A 21,921-nucleotide genomic window follows, 5' to 3' on the forward strand; every position below is an offset into this window, starting at 1 on the left:
CGCATTGGCTCGACAAAGCCAGACACAGGCATTCAGAACTGCGAGATTGCTGGGTTTGTTCGAGGCGGATCGCGCCTTGGATACGTGGATTGTTGCTGGTTGATCGTGCCGCTGCGAGAAGTGGAAGGTCGCAGTATATCTGGGTAGACCCAATGAGGTCGGTCGTTCACCGGCTCCCTGGTGTTGCGTCATGTGAGCCCCGCGCGTTTGCCGGCGTCCGCAGCACTGCTGGCCGCCTTGCTGGTCGTCGCTGTGCTCGCGGACGGCGTCATCGCCAATGCGGGGCTGATTAGCGTGGGTCTGGCAACTGCCATCCGGGACCCGACCCTTTACGTGCTGGCGCGACCGACACGCGCCGACCAGGCGACGTCTGGCGCAATAGTCTTGTGCGTTGCCGTCGTCGGTGGCGCGGCCGTGCCGCCGTTGACGGGGCACTGGCGGATCAGGTTGGGCTGGTGCCAGCGTTATTGCCGCCAGCGTTCTGCTACCTCCCTGTCGTCGCATTTGCGCTCGGAATTCGGCCTTGCCACCATCGATTCTAAAATCCGTTGCAGTTCCTGTCGTTTCTGTTACAAGAATTGGAAGCGCTTCCAATTGACCGCACTGATGCGGCGGCGGCGCATTAGGATGTTCCGAAGGGATCGGAACAAGGGGGAGGGTGAATGAATATCGCATCTCTGCGTGCGCGCCGCATGTCGGCGTTAATCCAGCTTTTGTGCGGGACCACTGCGTTGGTGTTGCCCCACGCAGTCGCCGCTCAGCAAGCTGCAGCACCGGCGTCTGGGAGCCAAGAAAACCAACAGACACAACCGACTACGCCGGCTGCCCCGGACGATAAAATTGCAGCAGACGCGGGCGATACGGGCGCCGACATCATCGTGACGGGTATCCGGCGCGGTATCGCTGATTCGATCAGCCTGAAGCGCAACGAAACGTCCATTGTCGAGGCGGTGTCGGCCGAAGACATTGGCAAGCTGCCCGATGTGTCCATCGCCGAGTCGATTGCGCGCTTACCCGGTTTGGCGGCGCAACGGGTCGCCGGGCGGGCCCAAGTGATCTCGATCCGTGGCCTGGCCCCCGATTTCACCACGACGTTGCTCAACGGGCGGCAACAGGCGAGTTCCGGCGACAACCGGGCGGTCGAATTCGACCAATATCCCTCCGAACTGTTGTCGAGCGTCGTTGTCTATAAAACGCCCGATGCGCAGATTGCGGGCTTGGGACTGTCCGGAACCGCCGACCTTCGCACCGTCCGCCCGTTGGTTTTCGGCAAACGGGCGATCGCGCTCAACGTACGCGGGGAAAAGACCGAAGGCGGCAAACTGAACAGTGACGTCCGCAATGCCGGTTATCGCGTCAGTGCGAGCTATATCGATCAGTTCGCCAACGGCACGCTGGGGATTGCGCTGGGGTATGCGCGGCTGGACTCGCCATCGGGGAACCGCCACTTCAAGGCTTATGGGTATGAAGCGTTTGGCGACCAAACGGTCAATGGCGTGCCGGTTAACGTCGTCCGTCCGGACGCAGCGGACGGATCGCTCCTGCTCAATGGGCAGGAAGTATTCGTTACTTCGCGCACCAACGTGCGGGATGCTTTCATCGGCATTCTCGAGTGGCGCCCCAGTGATCGGGTACACAGCACGCTCGACGTCTATTATTCGAAGTTTCGCCAGAACGAGATTACGCGCGGGGCGCAGTGGTTCTCGAATCCTTTCGCGGATGGCCTCACCTTCACCGGCGTTACGCGTGAGGATCGGGGTGGAACGGGCGTGGCGGCAAGCGGAACGCAAGTGGGCACGGTGCCGATCATCCGCAACGACAATAACCAGCGCCAAGATGAATTGTTTTCCGCCGGTCTCAACAACGAGTTCGGGCTCGACGATCGCACCCACTTCTTTGCAGACCTGTCCTATTCATCGAACAAGCGTAAAGAACAGATTCTCGAAACCTATGCCGGTTTTGGGTTGGGGACGGGGGGCGTGACATCGGCGACCCCGAATGTCGGGCGGACGCAGGACACTATCGGGTTCCAGACGCCTGCCGACGGCTTCCCGACTTATAGCGAGGGGCTGAACTATGCCGACGCCAGCCGGGTGTCGCTCGGCGATCGTGCGCCGTGGGGCGGATGGGGCCATGACGGCGCGATCCGCTATCCGGTCGTGGAGGAAAAGGTCTATGCGCTTGATCTACGGTTGAATCATGAGCTCGACGGATTCTTCAGCGGCGTCGACGCGGGCGTGAATTGGACGCACCGCAGCAAGGCGAAGACGGTCGATGACAACGACCTGTTCCTGAAAAACGGTCGCCAGCAGGTGCTCGTCGATTCAAGCTTTGTCCAGAATACAGCGGATCTGGGCTTTGCTGGCTTCGGTCCGGTATTGAGTTTTAACCCCAGCGCATTGCTGAGCCGATATTACGATATCTCGCCAATCCGTGACGCGAATTACTATGACAAGAACTGGTCGATCCGCGAGGATGTGATCACCTGGCATGCCAAGGCGAACATCGATTGGGGGCGGTTGAAGGGCAATATCGGCGTTCAGGTGCTGAACCAGACGCAGTCGTCGAGCGGCGTGATCATCAACGGGCTCAACCCCGGTCAACCTATCGTCCCGCAGCGGATCCGTGATGGGGCAAGCTATACCGACGTACTGCCAAGCCTGAACCTGATCTTCGAGCTGGGCGGTGGCCACCGGCTGCGACTGGCCGCGTCGCAGACCGTCGCGCGACCGCGCATGGACGACTTGCGTGCGAACGTCTCGCCAGGCTTCAATGCTTTGGTGTGCAGCGGGCAGCCATGCGGGGTCGGGACGGTCGTCAATCCTTGGTCTGCCTCTGGCGGGAACCCGAAGCTCAAACCGTGGCGGGCCAATGCCGTCGATGTCGCCTATGAATGGTACATCAACCCGACGACATATCTGTCGGTCGCGGGCTTCTATAAGGACATCAAGACCTACATCTATCAACAGAGCGGAACATTCGATTTCTCGGGCATTCCGCTGCCGGTGACCGCCTCTTCGATTCCACCGGGCGTTGTCATCAGCAACATCGGCCAAATTACGCTTCCCGCCAACGGCAAGGGCGGGTTCGTCGAAGGACTGGAGTTTAGCGGAGCGTTGAACTTCGGAACGATCGCCAAGGTGCTCAATGGGCTCGGCGTCCAGGGCAGCCTGTCGCTAACCAAGTCCAACCTCAACCCTACATCGAACCCCGATCCGACGCAGGCGGTGCGGATTCCCGGCTTGTCGGGAACCGTGTACAACATCACCGGCTATTACGAACGTGACGGGTTCCAGGCGCGGATCAGCCAGCGGTATCGGTCGGGCTTCAAGGGAGAGGTCGTGCAACTGTTCGCCACGCGCGGCTTCACCGAGATTCTGGCCGACAAGCAGGTCGACGCACAGGTTGGCTACACTATTCAGCATGGTACTCTGGAAGGGTTGGGCGTGCTGTTCCAGGTCAACAATTTGACCAATTCGCCCTATCGCACACGATTGGGTATCGATGGTGGTGGTACCAAGACGCAGAACGGCGAGTCGTTGCTCGAGACGTATGAACAATATGGGCGGCAATTCCTGTTAGGCTTCAACTATCGTTTCTGACTGAAGTCCCTTTTGGCGAGGGAGGTTGTTCTCTCGCCAAAAGGCACGCCGCTGGATGAATTTTGAGTATGCGACAGTTGCGACGGATCTTGATTGCTGGCGGCGGGTCGGCGGGTTGGATGACGGCTGCAATGTTCGCCAGGCTCTTCAAGGACCTGTACGAGATTATACTCGTCGAGTCGGAGGAAATCGGAACCGTCGGGGTTGGCGAGGCCACGATACCGGCGATCAAGAAGTTCAACGAATTGCTGGGGTTGGACGAAAACGATTTTCTCCGCCGGACGCAGGGTAGCTTCAAGCTTGGCATCCAATTCAACGACTGGCTGCGGCAGGGCTCCAGCTATGTTCATGGATTTGGCGTGATCGGCCAGGATCTCGAATGGTTGCGCTGTCATCAATATTGGCTGAAATTGCGTGGGGAGGGGCGCACGGGCACGCTTGATCGCTATTCGATCAACACCTGGGCGGCACTCGCCAACCGCTTTATGCGGCCACGCACCGATCTGCCCGAAAGCCCGATCGGTCAGATCGCTTATGCCTTTCACTTCGACGCGGGTCTCTATGCCGCGTTGCTCTCCGACTATGCGCGCGAAAGGGGCGTAGTGCGGCGTGAAGGGCGGATTGTCGATGTCGCGCTCGACGCCGAAACAGGCTTTGTCCGATCGGTAAAACTGGCCGATGGGGAGCAGCTCGAAGCCGATCTCTTTATCGATTGTTCGGGGTTTCGTGGGCTAATCATCGAACAGGCGCTCGGCGTTGGCTATGAGTCATGGAACCATTGGCTGCCGTGCGACCGTGCCATTGCCGTACCGAGTGAACGGTCGGGCGATTTTACGCCTTATACCCGATCAACCGCGCGGGCAGCGGGTTGGCAGTGGCGCATCCCCTTGCAGCATCGCACTGGCAATGGGCACGTTTATTCAAGCAAATATATGGATGATGATGCGGCGGAGGCGTTTCTGCTTGGCCATCTTGACGGGCCGCCGGTCGGCGCGCCGCGACATCTGCGCTTTGTGCCGGGGCGGCGTCGCGTTGGCTGGTTCAAAAACTGCGTTGCGATCGGGCTGTCCGGCGGATTCCTCGAACCGCTCGAATCGACTGGGCTTCACCTGATCCAATCGGCGATCCTGAGGCTGGTGCGCCTGATGCCCGATGCCGACTTCGATCCCGCGACGATTGCCGAATTCAACCGGCAGACCGATTTCGAATATGAGCGGATCCGTGATTTTATCATCCTGCATTACAAGGCGACCGAGCGTGATGACACACCGTTCTGGCGGTATGTCCGGACGATGGACGTACCCGATACGCTCGCGCGGAAAATGGCGCTGTTTGCCGCCAATGGCCGCATCTTCCGCGAGGATGACGAAATGTTCGCCGAGGAAAGCTGGATCCAGGTGATGATCGGGCAGGGGGTAATCCCGCGCGCGCCCGATCCGCTGGTCGGTGTTACCCCTGACGCGGAGATTGCGCGCTATCTTGCCAATGTCGCAGAGGTGATCGACAAATGCGTTGCGCTGATGCCGTCGCACGAAGCGTATGTGGCGCACCATTGCGCAGCCCCCCCGGCTGGCTAGCGTGTCGGCTGGCCCCTTTGCAACGCAGCGATGAGACCTCGGCGCATTTGGCCTATTTCCTCGGGCGTATCGGCCGCGAGAATCCCGTGCGTAGCGGGTGGGAGGTGCGCCGCCGGGTCTCCATTTGCGAGAAAGACGTACTGGTCGAACATAGCCCGCCATACCCGTCGTTGGTCAGGCGGAAGCTGGCGCAGGCTCATCATACCATGCATCAACGCATCCCACGGCGAGCCAAGGTCGCCGCGCGCTGGATCCCACCAATAATTTGCCAGCATGTTGATGGTATCGAGCGCTTCAACGTGATGATACCAGCCATAGGGAATATAGATCGCATCGCCCGCCATCAGCTCTGCGGTTTCAGCCGTCGCCAACGCATCGGCGAAGCGCGGGAAGCGATTAAAATCGGGTTTTGTAAGATGGACCATGCTGACCGGCGTCCCAGCCGGCGTGATGTGGAATGGCCCCATGTAGAGATTGGGGAGCTGTTCGGGCGCGAACAGTGTAAAGCGCCGTCGACCGACGACGACGCAGGCAATGTTTTCCGCAGGATCGTTATGAATCGCGACCTTGGCGGCGGTTCCGATCCAAACGCGGGGGACGATTTCGGGTGCCAGGAGTGGCATCGGGTGAGTCGGGAGAAAGCCGGGCAGCGCGGCCCGGGCATCAAGCCCCTGAACAGCCAGTGTGTCCGGCTGCGGTTTGCCGAGTTCCACCTCGAGGTCCGCCAGAAAGGTTCGGATCGTGCCGGGCTCGCGCGTAAAATTCGGGCCACGCAACGCCGCTTCGTAATGCAGAAGTCCGCCTTCTTCTGGCGCTGCGCGCACGATCGGGATCGTTTCGTCGGTCGCGAGCGTGTTCAGATAGCCAGACAGACGTCCCTCGCGCGCGGCCACAACTGCCGGCCAGCGGCTAACCAGCCCCCGAAATACTGCAGGACGGCCATCGCCACGGATTGCAGCGAAGCGGGCGGCATCGACGCTGTCATGGTCGGGAAGAGGCACCATAAGGGACGGGTCGCCGGTCATCCCCTGCAAGTCAAGCGGCAAGGTCGGTCGTGACGGGGCCGCGAGTTCGTGTGGAGCGCGTGGGCAAGGAAAAAGAGCCGGTCGTTGTGATCGACGCGTTCGCGCAGGATCCCGCACGCTTGGTCGCAACCGCATTGGCTGCACCGCTCGGTACGCTGGGGGCCTATTATCCCGGCGTGCGCGCACCGGTCGGACGGGATTATTGCGCCGAAGTTGGACCGCTCCTTGCAGGGGCTGCGCGGCGCGTGTTTGGCTTCACACAACGGCTTTCGTTTGATCGTGCGCTGTTTTCCCTAACCCTGACGCCGCCCGCCGAGCTGACACTTGCGCAACGCCTCCCTCATATCGATGACGTGGCACCCGAGCGGCTTGCGGTTGTTCATTACCTCAGCCCGCAAGATTGGGGTGGCACACGCTTCTATCGCCATCGCACGACCGGTTTTGAAACCATTGGACCCGATCGCCATCGTTCCTATCTCGACCAACTCGCCGACGATTTACGCCGCTGTGGCGAACCGCCGCCCGGTTATATTGCTGGCGCGACCGCGCTGTTTGAGCCGATCGGTCACGTTCCGGCGCGCTTCAACCGCGCTGTCCTTTATCGCAGCAACCTGTTGCATTGCGCGGCGATCGACAATGCTTGTATCCTGCCAGCCGATCCTGCCACGGGACGCTTGACGATCGCCAGTTTCCTGACTGCGGAGTAACCGTTGTTTTCGCTCAGCTTGCGTAGCCCTCGCCGCGCTGCCACATCCCGTCTACTTCCAGGATAGGGAACAGGGCGACAGGTGACGGAACGCAAGCCCACAATTGACGACGTCGCTCGTCTATCGGGTGTCGCGCGCGCAACGGTATCGCGCGTGCTCAACGATGGTCCGAACGTGAGCGAGCGGATGCGGGTTCGCGTGCTGGAGGCGGTGGAAGCACTTGGATATCAGGTGAATCTGCAAGCGCGGTATCTCGCGGGCGGCGGCAGCCGGTCGGTCCTGCTGATTCTGTCTTCGGACACCGAGAGCGAACCCAATTCCTATTATCAGGCGGCGCTCGAAATCGGTGCGCTCCGTGTCTGTATGCAATCCGGGTTGGAACTGGTTACGCATACGTTCGTGCAATCGCGTGCCGGAGTCGACGCGCGCATCGTGGAACTGGTCGAGGACAGCCGTTGTTCGGGCGTGATCCTGACGCCGCCCTTTTCGGATCGGCTCGATTGCATCGACGCCTTGCGGCGGACGGGCGCGGTGGTGGTCCGTATTTCGCCGGGCGTGACGCATGACGGGGATGTTCCCGGTGTGGGAATGGACGATGAAGCCGCCGGCTTTGCGTTGACCCGGTATCTGATCGATTCAGGTCATCGGTGCTTCGGTTTTATCCAGGGGTTGGCCGAGCATCTTTCCGCAGAACAGCGGTATCGCGGCGCGCTGCGCGCACTGAGGAGCGCTGGTCTCGACGAGACGGCTTTGGTCGCTGTGCGTGGCAACTTCACCTTCAAGGCAGGGGTTGATCTGCTGCCCGGGCTCGTAAACGCCGAGCCCGCGCCGACCGCAATCATCTGCGCCAACGACGATACCGCAGTCGGAGCACTGTTCGCCGCACATCGGGCGGGGATGGACGTGCCAAACGACCTCTCGATCGCCTCGTTCGACGATACGCCGGTGTCGGCACTGGTCTGGCCGCCACTGACCACGGTTCATCAGCCGATCCAGGAAATGAGCGCTCGCGCCGTTCAGATTATCGCGGCCGCCCGCTTTGGCGGCGCAAATGGCGTTGCCCCCCCGGCGGCGTCCGAGCGGTTGCCTTTCACAATCGTTGAACGCGCATCGGTGTCCGCGCCGAAGGAGCGTTGACAAACATTCCGGGGCATCGGATGACCGATAATTGGAAGCGCTTCCAATTATCGGTCGTGCTACGGAGGGGGAGAAATATGGAGCTATCCAAGGCGCGACTGGCCGCGACGGCGGCTGTGTTGCTGATCGCCGCACCCGCAACCGCGCAGTCGGTGGAGGAGGCGCCTTTGGCGGAACGGCGCGCAGCCGAGGATCAGCGCTCCACGGTGCTCGCGGCGCAGATGACGCGCGAGGAACAGTTGCAATATGTGTTCGGTTATTTCCCCCCGCTCAGCAAGGATCGCCCTGCGGACATGATCCCGTCCGCCGGTTATGTGCCCGGTGTCCCGCGGCTCGGCATCCCGACCTTGCGCGAGAGCGACGCGTCGCTCGGCGTGGCCAATCAGATCGAACAGCGCAAGGGCGACACCGCGACGGCGTTGCCGGCAAGCCTTGCATTGGCGGCGAGCTTCGATCCCGACCTTGCCTATCGCGGCGGCGCAATGATTGGCAGTGAAGCGCGCGCCAAGACCTTCAACGTCCTGCTGGCGGGTGGAGTCAATCTGACGCGTGATCCCTGGGGCGGGCGGACCTTCGAGTATCTTGGCGAGGACCCGCTTCTGTCCGGCATCATGGCGGGGGAATCGATCCGCGGGGTCCAGTCGAACCACATCGTTTCTACGATCAAGCATTTCGCGCTCAACCCGCAGGAAACGCTCCGCACGACGGTGAACGCGCGCATCGACGAGGCGGCGCTGCGTGAAAGCGATCTGCTCGCCTTTCAGATCGCGATCGAGCGCGGGCGCCCCGGCTCGGTGATGTGCTCGTACAATAAAATCGATGGCGACTGGGCGTGCGAGAACGAGCAATTGCTCAACCGTATCCTGAAGACCGATTGGGGGTATAAGGGCTGGGTGATGAGCGATTGGGGCGCCGTCCATTCGACCATCAAGGCGGCGAATGCTGGGCTCGACCAGCAATCGGGGCGCGAGCTCGACAAGGCGATGTATTTCGGCGCGCCGCTGGCGGAGGCGGTTGCGTCCGGTGCGGTCAGCGCGGCGCGGCTTGAGGATATGAATCGTAGAATCCTGTGGGGGGTGGTCTCTACCGGGTTGATCGATCACCCCGTTCCGACGAACGCGCAGCCAATCGACTCTGCAGCACATGCTGACGTCGCGCAGGAGGTTGCCGAAAAGGGCAGTGTGCTGCTCAAAAACGACGGCAACCTGCTACCGCTTGCGCGCACCGCCAAGCGAATCGTGCTGATTGGTGCCCATGCCGATGTTGGGGTCTTGTCCGGCGGTGGGTCGAGCCAGGTCCGCTCGGTTGGTGGTGCTCCGGTCGAAATACCGTTGACCGAGGGGGCAGCGGCATCGTTCGCACGCGTTACCTGGCACGCATCCTCCCCGCTGGCGGCGATCCGCGCGCTCGCCCCCAATGCGCAGGTCAGCTATGTCGATGGGCGCGACCCCGCAGCCGCAGCGTCGGCTGCTCGCGGTGCGGATCTGGCAATCGTTTTCGCATGGCAATGGCGCACCGAGGCACAGGATCTCGAAACGCTGTCGCTTCCCGACAAACAGGACGCGCTGATTACCGCGGTTGCGAACGCCAACCGGCATACGGCGGTGGTGCTGGAAACGGGCGGTGCCGTGTTGATGCCGTGGCTTTCGCGCGTGCCCACGGTATTGCAGGCTTGGTATCCTGGGCAGCGTGGCGGCGAGGCGATCGCCAACATCCTGTTCGGTATCGTCAATCCATCAGGCAAGCTGCCGATGACCTTTCCCGCGAACGAGGGGCAGGCACCGCGCCCAATCATTCCTGGGCTCGCCGACATGAAGGCCGCAGATACCAGGCAAAAAGCTGGCGGAACCTATGGCATGGTCGAGCGTGAGCTTGCCCCTGTCGCGACGTATAGCGAAGGGGCGGCGGTTGGCTATCGGTGGTTTCTCAGGACGCACAAGAAGCCGCTGTTCCCGTTCGGATACGGCATGTCCTATACGCAGTTCCGCTATAGCGATTTGCGGATCGAGGGAGGTCGCGCGTTGCGCGTCAGCTTTGCCGTGACCAATAGCGGCAATGTCGCGGGGGCCGATACTCCGCAAGTTTATGTCGCGTCGGGGCGCCGCGCCGGTGTGACGACGCGCCTTGCCGGGTTCGAACGTGTGGCATTGGCACCCGGCGAGACGCGCCGGGTCAGCGTCACGGTCGATCCGCGCATTCTCGCCGACTACGATGTAGCGGGTCATCAGTGGCGGGTTGCGGCGGGTTCCTATCCGGTATCCGTCGGGCATTTCGCCGGTGACCGGTCGCTGACGGGGACGGCAAAGCTCGCCGAACAAAGGATGAAGCCATGATGCGGTCCCTGCTGTTGGCGTGCACCGCGCTCGCCACGATCGGTGCTGCACCTGCCCCACAGGCGGCGCGGGTGCGCGGGTGGCAGACCAGTGCGGATGGGGCGCAGCGGCTCGCACCGGTCGTGGCATCGGCGCGGCCCGCCGCCAACGCGGTCTCGATCACGATCGATCCCAACCGACGGTATCAGACGATGGTGGGCTTTGGCGCCGCGATCACCGATGCGTCGGCGATCTTGATCCAGGGGATGAAGCCCGTTCCGCGCGCATCGTTGCTGCGCGACTTGTTCGGGACAGGCAATGGCGCTCTGGGGCTCGGCTTTGTCCGCCTCACGATCGGAGCCTCGGATTTTTCGCCAACGCAGTACAGCTTCGACGATATGCCAGCCGGGCAGCGCGATCCGGGGCTCGCGCATTTTTCCATCGCGCCCAATCGAAGGACGGTACTGCCAACGATCAAGGCTGCGCTGCGCATCAATCCGCAGCTTGTCGTGATGGCCAGCCCGTGGAGCCCGCCGGGTTGGATGAAGACCAGCGATTCGATGATCGGCGGTCGATTGCGGCCCGAGGCTTATGCCCCCTATGCGCGCTATTTCGTGCGCTACCTGCGGGCCTATGCGGCGCAGGGCGTGGGCATCCGTTACGTCACGGTCCAAAATGAACCCGGTTTTTCGCCCAGCGATTATCCAGGAATGATCTGGCCCGCAGTCGAGCGCGCGCGCTTTGTCGGGCACGATCTCGGCCCCGCGCTCGACCGGGCGCGGTTGCGCACCAGGGTGCTCGAATGGGATCACAATTGGGATTTGCCGGAACAGCCCGAAACCACACTCGCGGATTCGCAGGCCGCGCGCTACACAGTGGGGGTCGCGTGGCACTGTTACGCGGGGGATGTTTCTGCGCAGGATCGTCTGCACCGCGCTTTCCCCGACAAGCAGAGCTTCTTCACCGAATGTTCCGGGGGTGGGTGGCGTCCGGGTTGGAAGGTCGGCTTTGCCGACGTGATGCATAATTTGATGATCGGGGCGACGCGTAACTGGGCCCGTGGCGTGCTGTTGTGGAATCTCGCGCTCGATCCGACTGCGGGGCCGCATAAGGGCGGCTGTGGCAATTGTCGCGGAGTGGTGACGATCGACCCCGCGACGGGACAGGTGACGCGTGAACTTGAATATTACGCGCTGGGCCATCTCAGTCGCTTCGTCCGTCCGGGGGCGGTCCGTATCGATTCAAGCGGTACTCCGGATGTCGAAACGGTCGCATTTCGCAACCCGGATGGCGGCGTCGTGTTGCTGGCGTACAACCGGGGGCATGAGGCGATAGCACTCGCGACCGGTATGCGTAATCGCCCGGTCGGCTATACATTGCCGGCTGGCGCCGCGATCACCGTCACCTGGGCGGAGCGGTAGTGCGTCGCTTCGGGGCCTTGCTGGAACCGTTGGCCGAGATGGTGGAGCGCGATGCCAGCGCCGACAAGGGCTACGACGCCGACGCCATCCGCGCGGCGCTTGCCGCAGGCAGTGTCAAAGCGGCCATCTTCACCAAGAGCAATCGCCGCCCATCCCTTCGCCTCCTCACCCAAACTCCACCGCCTCGAACCGGATCGGCTCGCCGACCGCCGTCGCCGCGAGCGCGCCGTCCCACATCACGCGGTGGCCGCGCACGATGGTGCCGATCGGCCGGCCGGTGAGGTCCATGCCGGTGAAGGGTGACCAGCCGCAGCGCGAGGCGAGCCAGTCTTCGGTGATCGTCCAGCGGGCTTTCAAATCCACCACCGAGAAATCGGCATCATAGCCGACCGCGATGCGGCCCTTGCCGACGATGCCGAACACGCGCTGCGGTCCGGCGCTGGTCAGGTCGATCACGCGCGCGAGCGTGGTGCGGCCCTCTGCCACATGGTTGAGCATCAGCGGCAGCAGCGTCTGCACGCCGGGCATCCCGCTGGGCGAGCCGGGATAGGGTTTGGCTTTTTCTTCCAGCGTATGCGGCGCATGGTCCGAGCCGAGAATGTCGGCAACGCCCTGATCGACCCAGTGCCACAGCCCGTCGCGATGCGCGCCCGAGCGGATCGGCGGGTTCATTTGTGCGAGCGTGCCGAGCCGGGGATAGGCCTCCTCACCCGCCAGCGTGAGGTGCTGCGGGGTTACCTCGCACGTCACGATGTCCTTGTGGGCGCTGAGGAATTCCAGCTCGGCGGGGGTGGTGATGTGCAGCACATGGATGCGCCGCCGCGCCGCGCGGGCGAGCGCGACGATGCGCTTGGTCGCGAGCAGCGCGCTTTCATCGTCGCGCCACACCGGATGCGAGGACGGGTCGCCGGGCACGCGTTCATCGGCGCGGGCGTTCATGCGGTCCTCATCCTCGGCATGGATGGCGACGCGGCGATGGCCCGAAGCGAGCACGGCGGCGAGCGAGGCGTCTTCGGACACCAGCAGATCGCCGGTCGAGGCACCCATGAAGATCTTGACGCCGGCGGTGCCGGGCATCCGCTCCAGCTCGGCGAGATCGGCGGCATTGTGGTTGGTCGCGCCGACATAGAACGCATGGTCGCACCACATGCGATGGTGCGCGCGGGCGAGCTTGTCGGCAATCGCCTCGGCTGAATCGGTATTGGGCTTGGTGTTGGGCATTTCGAACACCGCCGTCACCCCACCGAGCACGGCGGCACGCGCGCCGGATTCGAGGTCTTCCTTGTGGACGAGGCCGGGTTCGCGGAAATGCACTTGCGTGTCGATGACGCCGGGCAGGATGTCGAGCCCGGTGCAGTCGATCGTCTCGCCGGCATCGCCGCTTACGCCGATTGCGGCGATCTTGCCTGCGATCACGCCGACGCTGGTCTGCACCGGGCCAGCGGGCAAATGGACGGTGCCGTTTTTCAGGAGGAGATCGAAAGTCACTGCATGTACTCCGTTCGGGCGGAATTTGTCGAAGCCAGCCTGGCGCGATGTGCCCAGCGAATGGATGACAAAGAGTCGCGGGCTTCCTACCTGTTAGCCATGCCAGAAACCACCCTGACCGACCGAGCGCTCCTTCGTATCGCGGGCGATGACCCGCGCGGCTTCCTGCAAGGTCTTGTTACGCAGGACATGACGAGCGTGGTGCCCGGCGCGCCGCAATGGGGCGGCTTGCTGACGCCGCAGGGTAAGGCGCTGTTCGATTTTGTGCTGTGGGCCGAGGGTGAGGCGATCCTGGTCGACTGCGAAGCGAGCGCCGCCGAGGCGTTGGCGCGGCGGCTGTCGATCTATCGCTTGCGGCGCGCGATTACGATCGAGCGCAGCGAGGGCATGGTACATTGGGCGCGCGAGGGCGGGCAGGGCGTGCCCGATCCGCGCCTATCTGCGCTTGGGCGGCGCTGGATCGGCGAAGCGGGGGATGCGGCGACGGGCTGGCTTGAACACCGGTTGTCGCTGGGCGTGACCGAGGGGGTGGCCGAGCTCGGCAGCGACCAGACGCTGTGGCTGGAATGCAATGCGCGCGAGCTGAACGGGGTGAGCTTCACCAAGGGGTGCTATGTCGGGCAGGAGAATACCGCGCGGATGCACCATCGCAGCAAGGTCAACCGGCGGCTGGTGGTGGCGCCCTTGGGCGACGTGGGGGAGCGCACGCGCGCGGCCTATCCCGATCTGGGGGTGATGGTCGAGCTGCGCCGGGTGGAGGCGCTGGGTGACGCGTTGGTGCCCGGCTGGATGGCGGCGGCGCTGGCGTAAACGCGGCGACCGCGCACACTCGCATGTTGCGTGTGCGAGCCGATTGTGGCCATGTCGCGCGCGACGAAGGGGCCCCGAGTGATCGATAGCGCATCATCCACCAAGCGTTGCCCGGCAACGCGCCGGCAGCAAGGCGACATGCCGGTGCGCGGTTGCTGATGGCGAGCGCGCCCGCCCCGTCCTTGCTTGACCCTGGCATCCACGCGGCGCGCTGGATCGCCGAGTATCGCGCACGCGCCGTCAGCGGTGACGTGCTCACCGCCGATCCCGATCCGGCATGGGCGGCGATGTTCGAGGAACTGGCGGCGGCGGCGGGCGACGATCTCGGCCTCGCGCGCGAACGCGTGCAGCGCCACGCCGAGGATATCGGCACGGGTTTCCGCATCATCGGCGAAAGTGAGGAACGGCCGTGGCCGCTGTCGCCGGTGCCGCTGCTGATCGCCGCCGAGGAATGGCGCACGATCGCGGCAGGGATCGTGCAGCGCGCCGACTTGCTCGAAACCGTGATCGCCGATCTGTATGGCGATGCCTCGCTGGTGGCGCGCGGGCTCATTCCGGCGGCGCTGGTCGGGGGATCGGCCTTCTTCCTGCGACCGATGGCGGGGCTGGTGCCATCGGGCGGGCATCATTTGCAGTTCATTGCGGTCGATCTCGGGCGCGGGCCGACCGGCGAGTGGCGCGTGTTGGCCGATCATCTGCGCGCGCCTGCGGGGGCGGGCTATGCGCTGGAGAACCGTCTGGCGATCGCGCGGACGCTGGGCGGATTGCAGGCGCGGCTGAACGTGCAGCGCCACGCGCCGTTCTTTGCCGCGTTTCGCGATGGGCTGGCGGCGGCGTGTCGCCGGGCCGAGCCGCGCATCGGGCTGCTGACGCCGGGCCGATATAGCGCGAGCTATGCCGAGCAGGCGCATCTGGCGCGCTATCTCGGTTTTCTGCTGGTCGAGGGGGCCGATCTCGCCGCGCTGGAGGACAAATTATATGTCCGCACGATCGGCGGGCTGAAACGTGTCGATGCGCTGTGGCACCGCGTCGATCCGCGTTTGCTCGATCCGCTGGCGTTTGATTCGCATTCGCGCATCGGCGTTGCGGGCCTGATCGATGCGGCGGCGGCGGGCAATGTCGTTATCGCCAATGCGCCGGGTGCGGGTGTGCTCGAATCGGCGGCGTTCGGCGCGTTCCTGCCGCGCCTGGCGACGCGGCTGTTCGGTGCGGACCTGATCCTGCCCAATATCGCAACCTGGTGGTGCGGGCAGGATGACGCGCGGGCGGCGGTGATCGAGGATCTCGACCAGATGCTGATCGGCCCCGCTTTTGGCGTGGCCCCGCTTGGCCTCGCCGGCGCGGTTGCGGTGCCGGGGGCGGAGATTGTCGGCGCGGCGCGCGTCGCCCTGCTCGACGACATGACGCGGCGGCCGCAGGATTATGTCGGTCAGGAAATCGTCCGACTGTCGACCATGCCGGTGGTGACCGACGCCGGGCTGGCCGCGCGCCCCTTCACGCTGCGCGTGTTCGCGGCACGGGGCCCCGATGGCGCGTGGACCGTGCTGCCGGGCGGTTTCGCACGCATCGCCGAACATCCCGATCCGCGCGCGTCGGTGATGGGGGAGGGGTGCTGGTCCGCCGATGTCGCGATTCATGGTGCCGAGGCGGTCGCGCCGGTATCGCTCTTGCCCGCTGCCGACACCATCCATGTGCGGCGCAACCCCGGCACCTTGCCGAGCCGCGTCGCCGACAATTTCTTCTGGCTCGGGCGCTATCTCGAGCGCGGCGAGGCGCTGCTGGCGATCATCCGCGTGATGCTGGGCAATTCGATCGATGCCGATGCCGGCGCGGCGCTGGCGCCCGAGACGGTCGGGCGGCTGGTCGGGCTGGCGGTCAATGCCGGGGCGGCGCCACATCCGCCGAGCTTGCGTCGCGCCGATCTTGCCGCCTTTGCGCGCACCGCGATGGAGGATGGCGACTGGCACAGCGTGCGCTCGATCAACCGGCTGGCGCGCGGCATCGGGCAGGGCTCGCGCGATCGGCTGGCGGCGGATGTCGTGCGCTTGCTGGAGGCGCCCTATCCGACCAAGGGCGGGATGCTCGATCATGCAGGCACGCTGCAGCGCCGCTATGCCGCTTTGTCGGGCCTGTCCGCCGAACATATGGGGCGCACCGCCGCGTGGCGTTTTCACGATCTTGGGCGGCGGCTGGAACGCGCGCTGACGGTGACGCGCGCGCTGCGCGTGTTTGGCATGGCGCAAGCGAGCGCCGACGATTTGTCGAGCCTGCTCGACCTTGCCGACAGCCAGATCAGCTATCGCCAGCGCTATCTGACGGGCATTGCGCGCGTGCCGGTGGTCGATCTGGTTGCGCTCGACCCCGGAAATCCGCGCTCGCTCGCTTTCCAGATCTGCCGGATTTGCGAGCATCTGGCGGCGCTGCCGGTGCTGGAGGATGACGGCATGGAGGAGCCTCAGCAGGCGCAGGGCACGGTGCTGACCGCGATCGTTTCGACCGCCACCGCCGCCGCGCTCGATGCCGATGTACTGGGCGATGTCGAGCGGCGGCTGTTCCAATTGTCCGAAGCGATCGCGCGGCGCTATTTCTTGCAGGGTGCCGAACCACTGCGCGCGGCGGGGATGGTGCTGGCGTGAGCCGCAGCGCGGCTTGGAGCGCCTCGCGCCAAGACTCGCGCCAGGCCGGCCGGCGTCGCGCAGGCGACGTCCGACGACGCGGGATTTACTCCCGCGTCCGGGCTAGCGGTAATGCCGTCCATCCCTCATGCCAACCCACCCCCAACCCAGTATCAGGTCGGGCATGCTCCCAGCATGCCCTGAACAGCGCGGGGCGCTGTTCACCTGATGCTCTTCCAGGGAGGGGAGGCAGAAAATGATCTACGACATCCGCCACATCACGCGCTTCGATTACGGCGCGAACGTCAAATTCGCGCGCTGCAATTTGCGGTTGAAGCCGATCCATTGGTCGGGGCAGGATCTGCTCGACTATCGGCTCGACATTTCGCCCTCGGGCCGGGTGTCGCCCGCGCGCGCCGAGGCGGGGCTCGCCAATGTGATGCGGATGGTGGTGGATGCGCCGGTGCGACATCTGACGATCGAGAGCGTGTCGCGGATTTCGGTCGATCGCCCGGTGCCGATGCCCGCCAACGGCTCGCCCGCCTTGCGGGAGATCGCCGCCGCTGCACGCGCCAGCCGCGATCCGTCGCCGGCAGGCCCGGCCAATTACATTTTTCCCTCGCCGCTGATCCCGCTCGATCGCGACATTGCCGAGTGGTGCGCACAGGATCTCCACCCCGATCGCCCCGCGCTCGATGCCGCTATTGGCCTGGCGCAGCGCATCCAGCACGATTTCGCGTTCGATCCGCAGGCGACCCTGGTCGATACGTCGCCGCATGAAGCCTTCATGAAGCGCGGCGGCGTCTGCCAGGATTTCGCGCAGATCATGATTACGGGCCTGCGCGCCGCCGGGCTGCCCGCCGCTTATGCCTCGGGCTATATCCGCACGATCCCGCCGCCCGGGCAGCCGCGGCTGGTGGGGGCCGATGCGACACACGCCTGGGTGCTGTTGTGGTGCGGGGCCGAGCTTGGCTGGGTCGGGGTCGATCCGACCAATGGCATCTGGATGGCGGGCGACCACATCGTGATGGCGATTGGGCGCGATTACGGCGAAATCGCGCCGATCGACGGGGTCGTGCTCGGCTCCAGCGCGCAGAAAATGGACGTCAGCGTCGACGTGGCCCCGCTAATCTAGGCGACGGCGTTTGCACTCGCCCCCCCGATACCCCAAATAGGCCTTCTATAAGACCAGATCAGAACACCGGGGACATTCGTGGCCGATCCATATGCAACGCTGGGCGTCGCGCGCACCGCGACCGATGCGGAGATCAAGAAAGCGTATCGCAAGCTTGCGAAAGAGCTGCATCCCGATCGCAACAAGGACAACCCCAAGGCGACCGAGCGGTTCGGTACGGTGACGCGCGCTTATGATCTGTTGCTCGACAAGGACAAGCGCGCGCGCTTCGACCGGGGCGAGATTGACGGCGAGGGCAATCCGGCGGCGCCGTTCGGGTTCGGTGCGGGCGGTAACGGCAATACCGGCGGGTTCCGTCCCGGTCCCGGCGGTGCGGGTTTTCAGGCCGATGGCCCCGATCTCAGCGATATCTTCGAGAACATGTTTTCAGGCGGTGCCGGGCGCGGCGGTTTTGCCGGGGGCTTTGGCGGTTTCGGGCGGCGCGAGCAGCCCAAGGGCGCGAATGTGCTGTACAAGCTCGACGTGCCGTTCGTCGACGCGGTGGCGGCCAAGCCGCAGCGCATTACCCTTGCCGACAACAAGACGATCGACCTGAAATTGCCGGCGGGCCTCGAAAGCGGCGCGCAAATGCGGCTGGCGGGCAAGGGGCAAGTGGGGCCTGGCGGCAATGGCGACGGCATCGTCACCATCAATGTGCTGCCGCATCGCTTCTTCGAGCGGGTCGGGGACGATGTGCGGCTCGATTTGCCGATCAGCTTGTCGGAAGCAGTGCTTGGCGCGAGCGTGCGCGTGCCGACCGCCGAGGGCGCGGTGATGCTGACCATCCCGAAGGGATCGAATTCGGGCAAGGTGCTGCGGCTGCGCGGGCGCGGGTTCCACCGCAAGGACGGCACGCGCGGCGATCAGCTCGTGACGCTGATGGTTGATTTGCCCGTTGATGACGATGCGCTGATCGAGTTCGTCCAGGGCTGGAAAGACAAGGACTTGCGGAACCCGCGCGGCGGAATGGGCGTCTGATCCGTTTCAGGAGGCCGACCGCGTGAGCCATATCTCCCCCGTATCGCCCGAGGAACGCGAGGCGCATGGCGATATGGGGGGAGCGCTGGTTCTTGCCAACGCCTCCCCGTTCGCGCGGGTGACGCGGCGTATGTGGCAAGTGGTACAGCGGGTGCTGATCGGTATCTTTTCGGATGGCTTCATCCATGCCGGCAACCTCGCCTATCTTGCGTTGCTGACGCTGTTCCCGTTCTTCATCCTGGCGGCGGCGATTGCATCGTTGATCGGGCAGAGCGCGGAGACGCAGCGGGCGGTCGCCTCCTTTCTGCACGTGCTGCCGCCCAATGTCAGCGAATTGCTCGCCAAGCCGATTGCCGATGTGCTGGCGGCGCGCACCGGATCGCTTTTGTGGCTGGGGGCGATTGTCGGGCTGTGGTCGGTCGGCAGTTTCGTCGAGACGATTCGCGACATTTTCCGACGGGCGTATGGCGTGAAGATGAGCCGTCCTTTCTGGCATTATCGGCTAAGTTCGATGCTGGTCATCATCGTGTCGGTCGTCGTCGCGTTGCTGTCGTTCCTGGTACAGGGCGTGCTGACGGCGGCGGAGCGCTTCATTTACGACGTGTTGCCGGTGGCGCGCGATGTCGCGGGCTGGGTCGGCGTGTCGCGCGCGGTGCCGGGGGTGGTGATGTTCATCGCGCTCTACATGCTGTTTTTTTCGGTGACCCCCGCCAAATATCGCCTGAGCAAATGCCCGAAATGGCCGGGGGCGCTGTTCACCAGCGCGTGGTGGGTAACGATCACGGCGGTGCTGCCGGTGATTCTGGCGCGGTTGAGCAGCTACAGCCTGACCTATGGCAGTCTGGCCGGGGTGATCGTGGCGCTGATTTTCTTCTTTTTGGTGGGCTTGGGTATCGTATTCGGGGCGCATTTGAATGCAGCACTGGCGGAACCCCCCAAAGCGGGGGTAGAGAGCGCACACGGAATTAAGGAGTCTATACCGGCGTGATGGAATTGATGGCAGGCAAACGCGGGCTGATCATGGGCCTCGCCAACGATCGCTCGCTCGCCTGGGGCATTGCGAAGAAACTGAGCGAAGCGGGAGCCGAGCTCGCCTTCAGCTATCAGGGCGAGGCGATGGAAAAGCGCGTGCGGCCGCTGGCCGAACAGCTCGGCGTGGCGCGGTTGTTCGATTGCGACGTGTCGGACATGGCCGCGCTCGATGCGACCTTTGCCGCGCTGGCGGTGGAATGGCCGACGATCGATTTCGTGGTCCATGCGATCGGCTTTTCGGACAAGAACGAGCTGCGCGGCGGTTATATCGACACCACGCTCGACAATTTCCTGATGACGATGAACATCTCGGTCTATTCGTTCGTCGCGGTCGCCAAGCGCGCGGCGGCGATGATGCCCAATGGCGGGTCGCTGCTGACGCTCAGCTATTACGGCGCGGAAAAGGTCATCCCGCATTACAATGTCATGGGCGTGGCGAAGGCGGCGCTGGAGACGAGCGTGCAATATCTGGCGGTCGATCTCGGGCGAGAGAATATCCGCGTCAATGCGATCTCGGCGGGTCCGATCAAGACGCTGGCGGCCTCGGGCATTGGCGATTTCCGCCTGATCCTGAAGTGGAACGAGTTGAACTCGCCGCTTAAGCGCAACGTGACGATCGAGGATGTCGGCGGCTCGGCGCTGTACCTGTTGAGCGACTTGGCGAGCGGCGTGACCGGCGAGACGCACCATGTCGATGCGGGCTATCATGTGATCGGCATGAAGGCCGAAGACGCGCCGGACATCGCACTGGTGTAAAGCTCCCTCTCCCCAAAGGGGGAGAGGGAAGGGCCCCGCGCCGTTGGCGTGGGAAGGGTGAGGGCGACAGCCATGATTGATCGATCAGGCGCGGGTGTATCGACCGTATGAGCTTCAACAGCTTCGGCCATCTCTTGCGCTTCACCACCTGGGGCGAATCGCACGGTCCGGCGATCGGCGCGGTGGTCGATGGGTGCCCTCCGGGCATCGCTTTGTCCGAAACCGATGTGCAGCCGTGGCTTGACCAGCGTCGCCCTGGCACCTCGCGTTTTACCACGCAGCGGCAGGAGCCCGACCAGGTCCGCATCCTGTCGGGGGTGTTCGAGGGGCGCACGACCGGCACGCCGATCAGCCTGATGATCGAGAATGTCGATCAACGCTCCAAGGATTATTCGGAGGTCGCCAAGGCCTATCGCCCCGGCCATGCCGATTACGCCTATGACGCCAAATATGGCTTCCGCGATTATCGCGGTGGCGGGCGGTCCTCGGCGCGCGAAACCGCGTCGCGCGTGGCGGCGGGCGCGGTGGCGCGGCTGGTAATCCCCGAAGTGCGCATCACCGCCTGGGTTGAGGCGATCGGCGGCGATGCGATCGACCCCGCCCATTTTAATGCCGCCGAGATTGGCCGCAACCCGTTCTTCTGCCCCGACCCGCACGCTGCGGCGCGTTGGGAAGGCTTGGTCGATAGCGCGCGCAAGGCAGGGTCCTCTTTGGGCGCGGTGGTGGCGTGTGCGGCGACGGGCGTGCCCGCTGGATGGGGGGCGCCGCTTTATGCCAAGCTCGATGCCGAACTGGCGGCGGCGTGCATGGGCATCAATGCCGTGAAGGGCGTCGAAATCGGCGACGGCTTTGCCGCGGCGCGCCTGCGCGGCGAGGACAATGCCGATCCGATGCGCCCCGGCGCCGATGGTCCGGAATTCCTCGCCAACCATGCCGGGGGCATTGCCGGTGGGATTGCGACGGGTCAGCCGATCACGCTGCGCGTGGCGTTCAAGCCGACCAGTTCGATTCTGACACCGGTCGAGACGATCGACCGCGATGGGGTGGCAACCGAGATCATGACCAAGGGGCGGCACGACCCGTGCGTCGGTATTCGCGGCGTACCGGTGGTTGAGGCGATGGTTGCGCTGGTATTGGCCGATCACAAGTTGCTGCACCGCGGGCAATGTGGGTGAAGCCGCCCGGTCGTCGCGCTGACAGGACAGGTTGAGCGACCAAGCGATCGGCCCCGCGTCATTTCGCAAAGATCGGTTTTGCGGAAATGCGGCTTTCCCCGTACAGGCCGCG

At 64.2% G+C, this 21,921-nt stretch carries 16 protein-coding genes; 14 read left to right on the plus strand and 2 right to left on the minus strand.

Going from position 1 to position 21,921, the window contains the following annotated elements; translation table 11 throughout:
* Positions 1 to 180: 180 nt before the first annotated feature.
* From WC704_RS06595 to WC704_RS06605, 3 genes are all read left to right on the plus strand, one after another.
* Positions 181 to 666: a hypothetical protein gene (locus WC704_RS06595; RefSeq protein WP_372889129.1), complete on the plus strand. Its 486-nt coding sequence runs from the start codon at positions 181 to 183 to the stop codon at positions 664 to 666.
* Positions 663 to 3,602 (plus strand): TonB-dependent receptor, encoded by a 2,940-nt coding sequence (locus tag WC704_RS06600; protein ID WP_372889130.1) that lies wholly within the window; start codon positions 663 to 665, stop codon positions 3,600 to 3,602. The genes WC704_RS06595 and WC704_RS06600 overlap by 4 nt, the downstream gene beginning before the upstream one ends.
* Before the next feature lie 68 nt (positions 3,603 to 3,670).
* On the plus strand, positions 3,671 to 5,179 hold the full coding sequence (locus WC704_RS06605) for a tryptophan halogenase family protein (RefSeq protein ID WP_372889131.1): 1,509 nt from the start codon (positions 3,671 to 3,673) through the stop codon (positions 5,177 to 5,179).
* Here the strand turns inward: WC704_RS06605 and WC704_RS06610 are convergent.
* Positions 5,176 to 6,183, minus strand: coding sequence for a cupin-like domain-containing protein (locus WC704_RS06610; RefSeq protein ID WP_372889132.1), 1,008 nt, complete (start codon positions 6,181 to 6,183; stop codon positions 5,176 to 5,178). The genes WC704_RS06605 and WC704_RS06610 overlap by 4 nt on opposite strands.
* Before the next feature lie 71 nt (positions 6,184 to 6,254).
* Here WC704_RS06610 and WC704_RS06615 point away from each other — a divergent pair, with 71 nt between their 5' ends.
* The 4 genes from WC704_RS06615 to WC704_RS06630 all read left to right on the plus strand — a co-directional run bounded on the left by WC704_RS06615 (position 6,255) and on the right by WC704_RS06630 (position 11,781).
* Complete coding sequence (locus WC704_RS06615; protein ID WP_372889536.1) at positions 6,255 to 6,911, plus strand: DUF6445 family protein; 657 nt, start codon at positions 6,255 to 6,257, stop codon at positions 6,909 to 6,911.
* 81 nt (positions 6,912 to 6,992) lie between these two features.
* Positions 6,993 to 8,048, plus strand: a complete 1,056-nt coding sequence (locus WC704_RS06620; protein WP_372889133.1) for a LacI family DNA-binding transcriptional regulator — start codon at positions 6,993 to 6,995, stop codon at positions 8,046 to 8,048.
* A gap of 77 nt (positions 8,049 to 8,125) precedes the next feature.
* Positions 8,126 to 10,381, plus strand: coding sequence for a glycoside hydrolase family 3 C-terminal domain-containing protein (locus WC704_RS06625; RefSeq protein ID WP_372889134.1), 2,256 nt, complete (start codon positions 8,126 to 8,128; stop codon positions 10,379 to 10,381).
* Positions 10,378 to 11,781 carry a glycoside hydrolase family 30 beta sandwich domain-containing protein gene (locus tag WC704_RS06630; protein WP_372889135.1) on the plus strand — a complete coding sequence of 468 codons (1,404 nt, stop codon included), beginning with the start codon at positions 10,378 to 10,380 and terminating at the stop codon, positions 11,779 to 11,781. Before WC704_RS06625 ends, WC704_RS06630 begins: the two co-directional genes overlap by 4 nt.
* 165 nt (positions 11,782 to 11,946) lie before the next feature.
* Here WC704_RS06630 and WC704_RS06635 read toward each other — a convergent pair whose 3' ends face one another.
* Positions 11,947 to 13,269 carry a dihydroorotase gene (locus WC704_RS06635; RefSeq protein ID WP_372889136.1) on the minus strand — a complete coding sequence of 441 codons (1,323 nt, stop codon included), beginning with the start codon at positions 13,267 to 13,269 and terminating at the stop codon, positions 11,947 to 11,949.
* 99 nt (positions 13,270 to 13,368) lie between these two features.
* Here WC704_RS06635 and WC704_RS06640 point away from each other — a divergent pair, with 99 nt between their 5' ends.
* The 7 genes from WC704_RS06640 to aroC all read left to right on the plus strand — a co-directional run bounded on the left by WC704_RS06640 (position 13,369) and on the right by aroC (position 21,809).
* Complete coding sequence (locus WC704_RS06640) at positions 13,369 to 14,079, plus strand: folate-binding protein YgfZ (RefSeq protein WP_372889137.1); 711 nt, start codon at positions 13,369 to 13,371, stop codon at positions 14,077 to 14,079.
* Positions 14,080 to 14,237: 158 nt separating this feature from the next.
* The gene (locus WC704_RS06645; protein ID WP_372889138.1) at positions 14,238 to 16,715 is read left to right on the plus strand and encodes a circularly permuted type 2 ATP-grasp protein; all 2,478 of its coding nucleotides are present in this window, start codon (positions 14,238 to 14,240) and stop codon (positions 16,713 to 16,715) included.
* A gap of 235 nt (positions 16,716 to 16,950) precedes the next feature.
* Positions 16,951 to 17,829 (plus strand): transglutaminase N-terminal domain-containing protein, encoded by an 879-nt coding sequence (locus tag WC704_RS06650; RefSeq protein ID WP_372889139.1) that lies wholly within the window; start codon positions 16,951 to 16,953, stop codon positions 17,827 to 17,829.
* 78 nt (positions 17,830 to 17,907) lie between these two features.
* Positions 17,908 to 18,846, plus strand: coding sequence for a DnaJ C-terminal domain-containing protein (locus WC704_RS06655; RefSeq protein ID WP_372889140.1), 939 nt, complete (start codon positions 17,908 to 17,910; stop codon positions 18,844 to 18,846).
* 22 nt (positions 18,847 to 18,868) lie between these two features.
* Positions 18,869 to 19,834: a YihY/virulence factor BrkB family protein gene (locus WC704_RS06660; protein ID WP_372889141.1), complete on the plus strand. Its 966-nt coding sequence runs from the start codon at positions 18,869 to 18,871 to the stop codon at positions 19,832 to 19,834.
* Positions 19,831 to 20,634: an enoyl-ACP reductase FabI gene (fabI, locus tag WC704_RS06665; protein ID WP_372889142.1), complete on the plus strand. Its 804-nt coding sequence runs from the start codon at positions 19,831 to 19,833 to the stop codon at positions 20,632 to 20,634. The genes WC704_RS06660 and fabI overlap by 4 nt, the downstream gene beginning before the upstream one ends.
* 107 nt (positions 20,635 to 20,741) lie before the next feature.
* The gene (gene aroC / locus WC704_RS06670; RefSeq protein ID WP_372889143.1) at positions 20,742 to 21,809 is read left to right on the plus strand and encodes a chorismate synthase; all 1,068 of its coding nucleotides are present in this window, start codon (positions 20,742 to 20,744) and stop codon (positions 21,807 to 21,809) included.
* Positions 21,810 to 21,921: the final 112 nt, after the last annotated feature.

The organism is Sphingomonas sp. (assembly GCF_041661885.1).
Classification (GTDB): domain Bacteria; phylum Pseudomonadota; class Alphaproteobacteria; order Sphingomonadales; family Sphingomonadaceae; genus Sphingomonas.

Bases quoted from the DNA above. Each gene is read 5' to 3' on its own strand.
- WC704_RS06600 (WP_372889130.1), top strand. From the start codon at position 663: ATGAATATCGCATCTCTGCGTGCGCGCCGCATGTCGGCGTTAATCCAG.
- WC704_RS06625 (WP_372889134.1), top strand. From the start codon at position 8,126: ATGGAGCTATCCAAGGCGCGACTGGCCGCGACGGCGGCTGTGTTGCTG.
- aroC (WP_372889143.1), top strand. From the start codon at position 20,742: ATGAGCTTCAACAGCTTCGGCCATCTCTTGCGCTTCACCACCTGGGGC.
- WC704_RS06610 (WP_372889132.1), bottom strand. From the start codon at position 6,183: ATGGTGCCTCTTCCCGACCATGACAGCGTCGATGCCGCCCGCTTCGCT.
- WC704_RS06630 (WP_372889135.1), top strand. From the start codon at position 10,378: ATGATGCGGTCCCTGCTGTTGGCGTGCACCGCGCTCGCCACGATCGGT.
- WC704_RS06650 (WP_372889139.1), top strand. From the start codon at position 16,951: ATGATCTACGACATCCGCCACATCACGCGCTTCGATTACGGCGCGAAC.
- WC704_RS06645 (WP_372889138.1), top strand. From the start codon at position 14,238: ATGGCGAGCGCGCCCGCCCCGTCCTTGCTTGACCCTGGCATCCACGCG.
- WC704_RS06605 (WP_372889131.1), top strand. From the start codon at position 3,671: ATGCGACAGTTGCGACGGATCTTGATTGCTGGCGGCGGGTCGGCGGGT.
- WC704_RS06640 (WP_372889137.1), top strand. From the start codon at position 13,369: ATGCCAGAAACCACCCTGACCGACCGAGCGCTCCTTCGTATCGCGGGC.